General features: G+C 47.4%; 7 protein-coding genes. 3 read left to right on the forward strand and 4 right to left on the reverse strand.

Annotated features, from left to right (window positions below):
- The 4 genes from B7Y67_RS07735 to B7Y67_RS07750 all read right to left on the reverse strand — a co-directional run.
- A partial coding sequence (locus tag B7Y67_RS07735; RefSeq protein ID WP_293598142.1) for an efflux RND transporter permease subunit occupies positions 1-1,642 on the reverse strand: 1,642 nt, incomplete at its 3' end.
- Positions 1,639-2,949 (reverse strand): efflux RND transporter periplasmic adaptor subunit, encoded by a 1,311-nt coding sequence (locus B7Y67_RS07740; RefSeq protein WP_293598143.1) that lies wholly within the window; start codon positions 2,947-2,949, stop codon positions 1,639-1,641. The genes B7Y67_RS07740 and B7Y67_RS07735, both read right to left, overlap by 4 nt.
- A 116-nt stretch (positions 2,950-3,065) precedes the next feature.
- Entirely contained in the window at positions 3,066-3,521 is a 456-nt protein-coding gene (gene rnhA / locus B7Y67_RS07745) for a ribonuclease HI (RefSeq protein ID WP_215334807.1), read from the reverse strand.
- A gap of 4 nt (positions 3,522-3,525) precedes the next feature.
- On the reverse strand, positions 3,526-4,311 hold the full coding sequence (locus B7Y67_RS07750) for a class I SAM-dependent methyltransferase (protein WP_293598144.1): 786 nt from the start codon (positions 4,309-4,311) through the stop codon (positions 3,526-3,528).
- Positions 4,312-4,347: 36 nt separating this feature from the next.
- On the opposite strand from B7Y67_RS07750, the gene gloB reads away from it, so the two are divergent.
- From gloB to B7Y67_RS07765, 3 genes are read left to right on the forward strand one after another with little or no spacing between them, the layout of a single operon-like run.
- The gene (gene gloB, locus B7Y67_RS07755; protein WP_293598145.1) at positions 4,348-5,157 is read left to right on the forward strand and encodes a hydroxyacylglutathione hydrolase; all 810 of its coding nucleotides are present in this window, start codon (positions 4,348-4,350) and stop codon (positions 5,155-5,157) included.
- Positions 5,157-6,563 carry a transglycosylase SLT domain-containing protein gene (locus B7Y67_RS07760; RefSeq protein ID WP_293598146.1) on the forward strand — a complete coding sequence of 469 codons (1,407 nt, stop codon included), beginning with the start codon at positions 5,157-5,159 and terminating at the stop codon, positions 6,561-6,563. Before gloB ends, B7Y67_RS07760 begins: the two co-directional genes overlap by 1 nt.
- Positions 6,564-6,598: 35 nt before the next feature.
- Positions 6,599-8,482: a propionate--CoA ligase gene (locus B7Y67_RS07765; protein ID WP_293598147.1), complete on the forward strand. Its 1,884-nt coding sequence runs from the start codon at positions 6,599-6,601 to the stop codon at positions 8,480-8,482.
- The last annotated feature ends 224 nt before the right edge of the window (positions 8,483-8,706 follow it).

Consider the following 8,706-nt stretch of genomic DNA (forward strand, 5'->3'; position numbering starts at 1 on the left):
ATACAAAAAGAGCAATTGTGATAAAGAAGGAGGCAACCGCACCCCACAAGACTTTTTTGCGATTGGCTAGGGCTAGATCTAAGTATTGAATGTACTTTTTAAGCGTGTACTCAAAGATGCGATCAAACTTTTTCGTGATGGCATATTCTGTTGGGTGCTCTCCAGGTTTGGGAAGAAAGCGACTACAAAGCAAGGGAACCACAGTAAGGGAGACTACTGCAGAGACTAAAATAGAAAGTGAAACCACTACGGCAAACTCTCTAAAGAGAAGGCCGATAGGGCCCGCCATAAAGAAAAGCGGAATAAATACTGCAACCAATGAAATAGAGATGGAGATGATGGTAAATCCCACCTCTTTGCTGCCCTTGAGTGACGCCTTCAGTGGGTCCATGCCTTGCTCGATGTAGCGCATGATGTTCTCAAGAACCACGATGGCATCGTCAACTACCAGCCCAACTGCAAGAGTAATTCCAAGTAAGGAAATGTTATCTAAGCTGTAGCCCATAAAGTACAGCAAAAAGAATGCGCCGATCAGGGAGATGGGAAGGCTGATCGAGGGGATCAGGGTTGCCGATATTCTTTTTAAGAATAGGAATATCACGAGAACAACTAACAGAATGGTTAATGCCAGGGTCACATTGACATCATGAATCGCCTCAATGATCGATAGAGATCTATCATTAATCAGCGTTAATTTGATAGACGCTGGCATTTGCTCTTGAAAAGTAGGGAGCAACTTTTTGATTGCTTTGACAAGCTCTACCGTATTGGCATTGGGTTGTCGCAAAATACCAATCGCAATCGAGCGTTCGCCGGCTGATGTGGCAAAGGTTCTCACATCCTCAAAACTTTCTTGCACATCTGCAACATCGCGAAGATATACGGGCAGGCCATTGCGCTGAGCAATGACTAGGTTGCTAAATTCTTCTGCCTTAACTAATTGAGGGTTGGCATAAATCGTAATCAGTTGGCGTGGGCCGTCTAGGGTGCCTACGGGGCTATTGGTGTTGGCCTTATTGATTGCAAGGGCCAATTCTTCCATGGTGATATTGCGATTGCCTAAGGCATCTGGCCTAACGCTGACACGAACAGCGTAACGCTTAGCGCCATAAACCTGAACTTGTGAAACACCTGTGATGGTCGAGATGGAGGGCGCCAATAAATTTTCAGCATACGCATTAATTTCGGAGAGGCTCATCGAGGGAGAACTCATGCGAATGACGAGGACGGCGGTATCGGCGGGATTAATCTTGCGATAAGACGGCGGCACCGTCATTTCAATCGGCAGGCGCTTTTGAGCTCTTAGTAATGCCGCTTGCACATCTACTGCGGCTTTATCAATATCGCGGTCATTATTAAATTCGAGGGTGATGCTGGTGCTGCCAAGTGTATTGGTGGAGCTAATGACTTTGATGCCATCAATGGTCGAGAACTCTTTTTCCAATGGCAGCGCCACAGAGGAGGCCATATTTTCTGGAGCAGCCCCAGGAAGGCTAGCGCTAACAGAAATGATGGGCGTATTAAAGCTAGGAAGTGCAGCAACCGGAATCTTGAAATACGCGACTGTGCCGGCAATCACGGTTGCAATCGACAGCAACACCGTCATGACGGGCCGCCTAATACATAACTCAGAAAGCGTCATTTTTTCTCTGGGGCAGGAGCCGCTACTTTAGCTGGAGCGGATGCAGCACTTGGTTTCTTTGCTTCTCTGATTTTGCTGCCAGGACGCAAGTTTTGCTTGCCCTCTACAACAACTCGGTCACCGGCTTCGATCCCGTAAATCACTGAAGTGCCTTGATATTCATAAACGACTTTAATAGGCTTGGACTGTACTTTGTCATCCTTATCTACAACGTACACCAGTCGCCCCTTAGGGCTAATTACGATTGCTTCAGATGGCACTGCAATAGCGTCTTTGAGGGTGTTGGCATTTAATGAGACGCGAGCAAATTGCCCGGGCAATAAAGTCATCTTCTCGTTCGGAATTTGAGCGCGCACTCGCACTGCTGCAATGCTGGGGTCGACTTGGTTATCGATTACAAGCACTTCGCCTTCATAAATGGCTTTGGCATCATTGCCAACGCTGACTTTGACTTTGAGTGGCGCATCAGCCTGTTTGCCTTCCATTAACAAAGGAATATCTTTCTCAGGCACAACAAATTGAACGTTGATCGGATTCAGTTGGGTAATTGTCACCATAGAGCCAACGCTAGAGGTTGCTGTTGAGCTAGTTGCGGTTGTGACGATATTGCTTGCTTGCACTAAGGATCCTGGGAACACATTCACAATACCTGCACGACCCGCAATAGGTGAGCGAATGGAGTCAAAGGAGAGTTGCACTTGAGCTGAGCGTGCAGCAGCTTGAGCTGATTTTGCATTAGCCAGAGAGGTCTCCAGGCCTGCCTTAGAGATGAAGTTTTTGGCGACTAACTCTTTGGCGCGCAAGTATTGTTTCTGAGCATCGTCTGCTAATGCTTTTAATTTCTCATAGTTGGCGCGATCATTACGATCATCCAGAGTAAAGAGGAGTTCGCCTTCTTTAACTTCCTGCCCATCTTTGACGTGAATCGTTTTCACAGTATTGGTAGTCATTGGGCGAATATCCACAATACTGCTGGAGATGATCGTGCCAGTTGCCTCAATAATTAACGGAATGTCTTTTTTCTCCACCACGACGCTCGTAATGGTTTGTGGTCCACCCGTTTTGCCGGTAGCGGGGAAGAAGTAATCTAATGTCTTGGAGCCCGCATATAAAACAACCAGTACAGCCAAAATGCGCCACTTGTACTTAAGTGCGAATTCCTTTGCTGTTGCGTAATCTAATTTTTTGACCGTACCAAGATATGGGGAGGCTTTTTGCCAAAGAGTGCATAAGCGTGCCTTTATCGTGTTTTTGAGTAAGGGCAACTTGGCAACTACTTTATCGAGTGCTGATTCAATTTTTGACACGGTCTCGGAGTTTTTCTTGGTTCTGTATGGGTTTAGCGGTGAAATCTGTACCAGCTTTGAATCGGTTCATTCTCTCATAAGACCGCTAAAAACGGGCATCCCAAGGCTGATTCAGCCTAGGGCAGAAACTCCTCTACACCTTTGTTTGCCAGGAGGTCTGCGAGCTCATTTCCCGGATGGCCATTGTGTCCGCGCACCCAATGCCAAGAGATTTTGTGGTCAGGGATGAGGGCGTCTAATTCTTGCCATAAATCCGCATTTTTGACGGGATCCTTGCTGGCAGTCTTCCAGCCTCTTTTTTTCCAACCTTCTAGCCACTCAGTTACACCTTTTTGAACATATTGGGAGTCCGTCCAAAGTTCTACTGAGCTAGTTTGTTTGAGGGCTCGCAGTGCATGAATCACCGCACTAATTTCCATGCGGTTATTGGTTGTGTGCTCTGCGCCCCCGTGTAAATGCTTCTCATGGCCGCCCGAGCGTAAAACCGCACCCCAGCCACCAGGCCCGGGATTGCCTTTGCAGGCGCCATCGGTATAAATAACAATATGGGGGAGGGATTTGGTGTGGGGCATACCGTTAATTTACTTTGTCTTGGCCATTTGCCAAATTCTGCCGGCTTTCGGCTGCTGGGCTTAATTGGGTCATTGCTGGGATGCGCAAGCCCTGGACTTGTCCAATGAGGCGGATACCTTGCTGGCGCTTAATAGCTGAGACCAAGAAAACAGCCCCAAAAATAGGCCACCAACGGTTGCCTGCGGGCTCCATAAAGTCCATTCTGGCCATACCTGATTCGCCGCTGAGTGGGAGTTTGTAGCACCCAAAATGGCCTCGATCTAATGAGAAGTTCAAGAGCTGCAACCAATCTTTAATTCTGAGGAGGCTAATAAATTGACCATCTCTTGGCAGATAAGGGTTGCCAATCAATCTGCTGAGATATTGGCGCATACCCCAAAGACTGGCGGGATTAAAGCCCGAAATAATTAAGCGGCCCTCAGGGCGCAAGACGCGTTCAGCCTCTCGTAGAATTTGATGGGGATCTGCGGCAAACTCCAAAACATGTGGCAGCACCAATAAATCGATAGTTTCAGAGGCAAAGGGCAGCTCAATCGCATTGCCCTCAACTTGATGCCAGTTAAATTGACTAGCCTGTTTTTGGCGGTCATTGGAGTGAATAAGCAGGGCATGCAAAGGCATGCGGTTTTCTGCCAAGGTATTGATTTGGGGTAAACCGATTTGTACGGCATAAAAACCAAAGACATCAGCCACGATTTGATTGAAGCATTTTTGCTCCCAGGCAAGAACATAGCGTCCAGGAGGTGATTGCAGCCACTTTTCCCATGAACTCCATGGTGGTGCAGGCATCTGAGATGGGGAGGGTAGGGTTGGTATCATCGGTCTATGGTGAAGAATACTTTATTGCAGGTTTGGCCGATACCGGCATTTGATGACAATTACATCTGGTGTATCCATGATGGTCAATCGGCTCTGATCGTAGATCCGGGTGATGCTGCCCCAGTTCTGCAATATCTCGAACAAAAAAATCTGACGCTAACTGGCATTCTAATTACACATCATCATGCTGACCACACTGGCGGCATATTGAACTTATTAGAGTTTTTGGGTGTTCAAGTTCCTGTTTATGGTCCTGCAAGTATTGATATTCCAGGCTGTACGAATGCCATGATGGAAGGCGACAAGATTGAAGTGGTTGCACCACGTATTAGTTTTGAGGTGTACGAGGTACCCGGCCATACTTTGAGTCACATTGCTTACTTTGCAAATATGCAGGCTAACGTCGTCGAGCCCATGCTGTTTTGTGGCGATACCCTATTTGCCTCTGGTTGTGGCCGCTTATTCGAGGGCACTCCAACGCAGATGAGTCAGTCTCTTGCTAAGTTCATCGCGTTACCAAAAAATACCTTGGTGTATTGCACTCATGAATACACCTTATCTAATATCCGGTTTGCTTTAGCGGTTGAACCTAATAATGCGAATCTGATTACCTGGGCAGAAGCTGCTAAGGCTCTGCGCGATCAACATCTACCGACCTTGCCAACGACTATTGGACAAGAGCTTCAAGTCAACCCATTCATGCGCTGTGATCAACAAGCTGTCATCGACGCGGCAGTTGAGGTCTCAGGTGAAAAGTCCTTGCCGACCCCTGCGCATGTCTTGGCAGTAGTACGCGCCTGGAAGGATCGGTTCTGATGTTGTGGCGCTTTGCGGCAATATTACTGATTGCCGTACTCTCAGGTTGTGCAAGTACTGGAGATTGGTCCTCTGATGCACCTCCTGCAAAAGATTCACGTGCAGCAAAAGCAAAGCGGGTCGACTTAAAGAGTCAGTCTGTCAGTGATATGTATGCTCCATCAAGTAATTTGTGGATTCGCATTCGGGATGGCTTTGAAATGGAGCCCATGAACACCCCGCTGGAGATTGAGCAAGTGCGTTGGTTGAGTGCACGCCCCGACTATGTTCATCGCTCAATGGCCCGTTCATCACGCTATCTCTTTTATATCGTGCAAGAAGTCAATGCCCGAAATATGCCGACAGAGATTGCATTGCTCCCATTTGTTGAGAGCGCATTTGTCACCAATGCGAAATCTAGCGCTAAGGCGATGGGCTTGTGGCAATTTATGCCGGCAACCGGTAAAGATTTTCAGTTGACGCAAAACGTGTTTAGGGATGAGCGGCGAGATGTATTGCTATCAACCGATGCTGCATTGGATTACCTTCAGCGATTGCATAAGCAGTTTGGTAGCTGGGATCTCGCTTTAGCCGCCTATAACTGGGGCGCGGGGAATATTGCTAAAGCGCAAAAGCGTAATTTAGCCGCAGGACTCCCGACAGATTATCTGAGCCTCAAAATGCCCAATGAGACGCGGAACTACGTACCTAAGTTGATGGCTTACCGGCAGATTGTTTTAGATCCTCAGGCCTACGGTATTGTTTTGCCTGAGTTAGAAAATCACCCCTATTTTGTGGCGGTGGATGTGGGTAGTGATATCGATGTAGATCTAGCGATTAAGTTGTCTGAGATTCCGCAAGATGAGTTCCATAGTCTGAACCCATCCTTTAATAAGCCAGTAATCCTCAGCAATGCCAATCAACAGATTTTGCTGCCGTTCGGGCATGCGGAAATCTTCCAAGAAAATCTCAAGAAGTACACCAAACCACTATCTTCTTGGACTGCTGTTCGGGTGACTAAAACGGAGCCAGTGGATAAGGCCGCTAAAACGCTAGGCGTTAATGTGGATGCTCTTAGGGAGGTCAATGCCATTCCTAAGGGCATGCGAATTCGGGCCGGATCAACCGTTTTGATCCCTAAAACTAGTCAGCGCTCCGGGGATATTCCATTGGCAATGGCTGAAAATGGCAGCCTCAGCCTGGATAAGCCAAAAGCAGCGGGTAAAAAATGTGCAAAAGGGGCAAAATGTTCACAAGCAAAGCCGTCAAAAGCTTCAACTAAGGGTAAATCTTCCAAAATTAATGCTGCATCTCAGCATAAATCCGCATCGACAGGGCTTGCAAAATCTGCGAAAAATGGTTCTGCGCATGCAACTAGCTCTACTGCTAAGGTTTCAAGCAGCAAAGGAGTTGGCAAGATTCAGTAATCCCAGACACTTTAATTTACTTATTTAGGTTGACCATGTCCTATAAATCAGAACACGAACGCTCCATTAAAGACCCAGATGGATTCTGGGGAGAGCAGGCAAAACTTATTCATTGGGAAAAGCCTTTTAATAAAGTTCTGGATTACGCAAACCCCCCGTTTGCCAAATGGTTTGAAGGTGGCTTAACCAACCTTTGCTACAACGCTGTGGACCGCCACCTTAAGGATCGTCCAGATCAAATTGCTCTGGTTGCTGTTTCAACAGAAACAGGCCTAGAAAAGGCGTACACATTTAAAGAGCTCTACGAAGAAGTCAATCGTATGGCTGCAATCTACAAAGCCAACGGCGTCAAAAAGGGCGATCGTGTATTGATCTACATGCCGATGATTGCTGAAGCGTGTTTCGCAATGCTGGCATGTGCACGTATTGGTGCAATTCACTCTGTGGTGTTTGGCGGCTTTGCATCACACAGCTTGGCATCCCGTATTGATGATGCAAAACCAAAAATGATTGTGACTGCAGAAGCGGGTGCGCGTGGCGGTAAACCGGTTCCATATAAGCCCCTGCTAGATGAGGCCATCACACTGGCGACCTATAAACCAGAAAAAGTATTAATCGTGAATCGTGGTCTGACTGAATTCACTACCGTTGTAGGTCGCGATTTGGATTACACCACTGAGCGCCAAAAGCATCTCAATGATTTGGTTCCAATTGAGTGGGTTGATGCAACTCACACTTCATACATCCTGTATACCTCCGGTACGACTGGTAAACCAAAGGGAGTCCAACGTGATACCGGTGGTTATGCAGTGGCATTAGCTTCAACCATGAAGCATATTTTCTGCGGCAATCCTGGTGAAACGATGTTCTGTACGTCTGACATTGGTTGGGTAGTGGGGCATAGCTACATCATTTACGCGCCATTGCTAAACGGCATGGCAACCATCATGTATGAAGGTACGCCATTGCGTCCTGATGCTGGTATCTGGTGGGAACTGGTCGAGAAGTACAAAGTGTCAGTCATGTTCTCTGCACCAACTGCGGTTCGCGTCCTCAAGAAACAAGACCCCGTGTTCTTAACCAAATATGATTTGTCGAGTTTACGCGCCTTGTTCTTGGCGGGTGAGCCCTTGGATGAACCAACCGCGACATGGATTCATGGAGCCATTAATAAACCGATCGTGGATAACTATTGGCAGACAGAAACGGGTTGGCCAATGCTGGCAATTCAGCGTGGTGTAGAAGTCATGCCACATAAATGTGGTTCACCAGGCGTCCCTTCATTTGGTTACAATATGAAGCTGCTCGATGATGCAACATCTGAAGAGTTGGGCCCTGATCAGAAGGGCGTTATTGCGATTGAAGGACCTTTGCCTCCGGGTTGCATGCAAACGGTATGGGATGATGACAAGCGTTTTGTTAGCACTTATTGGGAAACCATTCCGGGTAAGACCATTTACTCCACCTTTGACTGGGGTATTAAAGATAAAGACGGTTACTTCTTTATCTTGGGTCGTACTGATGACGTGATTAACGTTGCTGGCCACCGATTGGGTACTCGTGAGATCGAGGAGAGTATTTCTAGTCATCCAAATATCTCTGAAGTTGCAGTGGTGGGTATTGAAGACAAACTCAAGGGCCAGGCTGCGATTGCCTTTGTGATTCCGAAGGATTCCTCAAATACAGCCACCCTAGAAGCGGAATGCATGAAAACTGTGGACACTACCCTAGGCGCGATTGCTCGTCCAGGTCGTGTTTATGTTGTTACCGCATTGCCTAAGACGCGCTCTGGCAAGATTGTTCGTCGGGCGCTCCAGGCAGTTGCTGAAGGGCGCGATCCTGGTGACATCAGCACCATGGAAGACCAGACTGTTTTGGCTCAAATTAAGACCATCATCGAGCAAAGCGCAAAGTCCTAAAGTTAGCCCAGTTTTAGTCAAAATAAGCCCCTCGGTCGCAAGACTGAGGGGCTTATTACCTTCTAAGCCCAATTGGCTGGGAATCCAAGGGTTTATACGCAAAACTGGTATCATTACTAGGTTCAAAACTTAATAAATTACCCTAGCGCTTAAAGACACTCACCTCCCGCACAAACAGTCCTGGGTTGGTCTTTTTGGGGTGTTGAGCGTCGGATGGAGCAGGG

Source organism: Polynucleobacter sp. 35-46-11 (assembly GCF_002281105.1).

What these genes read in the sequence shown, in the direction of transcription:
- rnhA (WP_215334807.1), bottom strand. Translation starts at nt 3,521, where the DNA reads ATGCCCCACACCAAATCCCTCCCCCATATTGTTATTTATACCGATGGC.
- B7Y67_RS07750 (WP_293598144.1), bottom strand. Translation starts at nt 4,311, where the DNA reads ATGCCTGCACCACCATGGAGTTCATGGGAAAAGTGGCTGCAATCACCT.
- gloB (WP_293598145.1), top strand. Translation starts at nt 4,348, where the DNA reads ATGGTGAAGAATACTTTATTGCAGGTTTGGCCGATACCGGCATTTGAT.
- B7Y67_RS07760 (WP_293598146.1), top strand. Translation starts at nt 5,157, where the DNA reads ATGTTGTGGCGCTTTGCGGCAATATTACTGATTGCCGTACTCTCAGGT.
- B7Y67_RS07765 (WP_293598147.1), top strand. Translation starts at nt 6,599, where the DNA reads ATGTCCTATAAATCAGAACACGAACGCTCCATTAAAGACCCAGATGGA.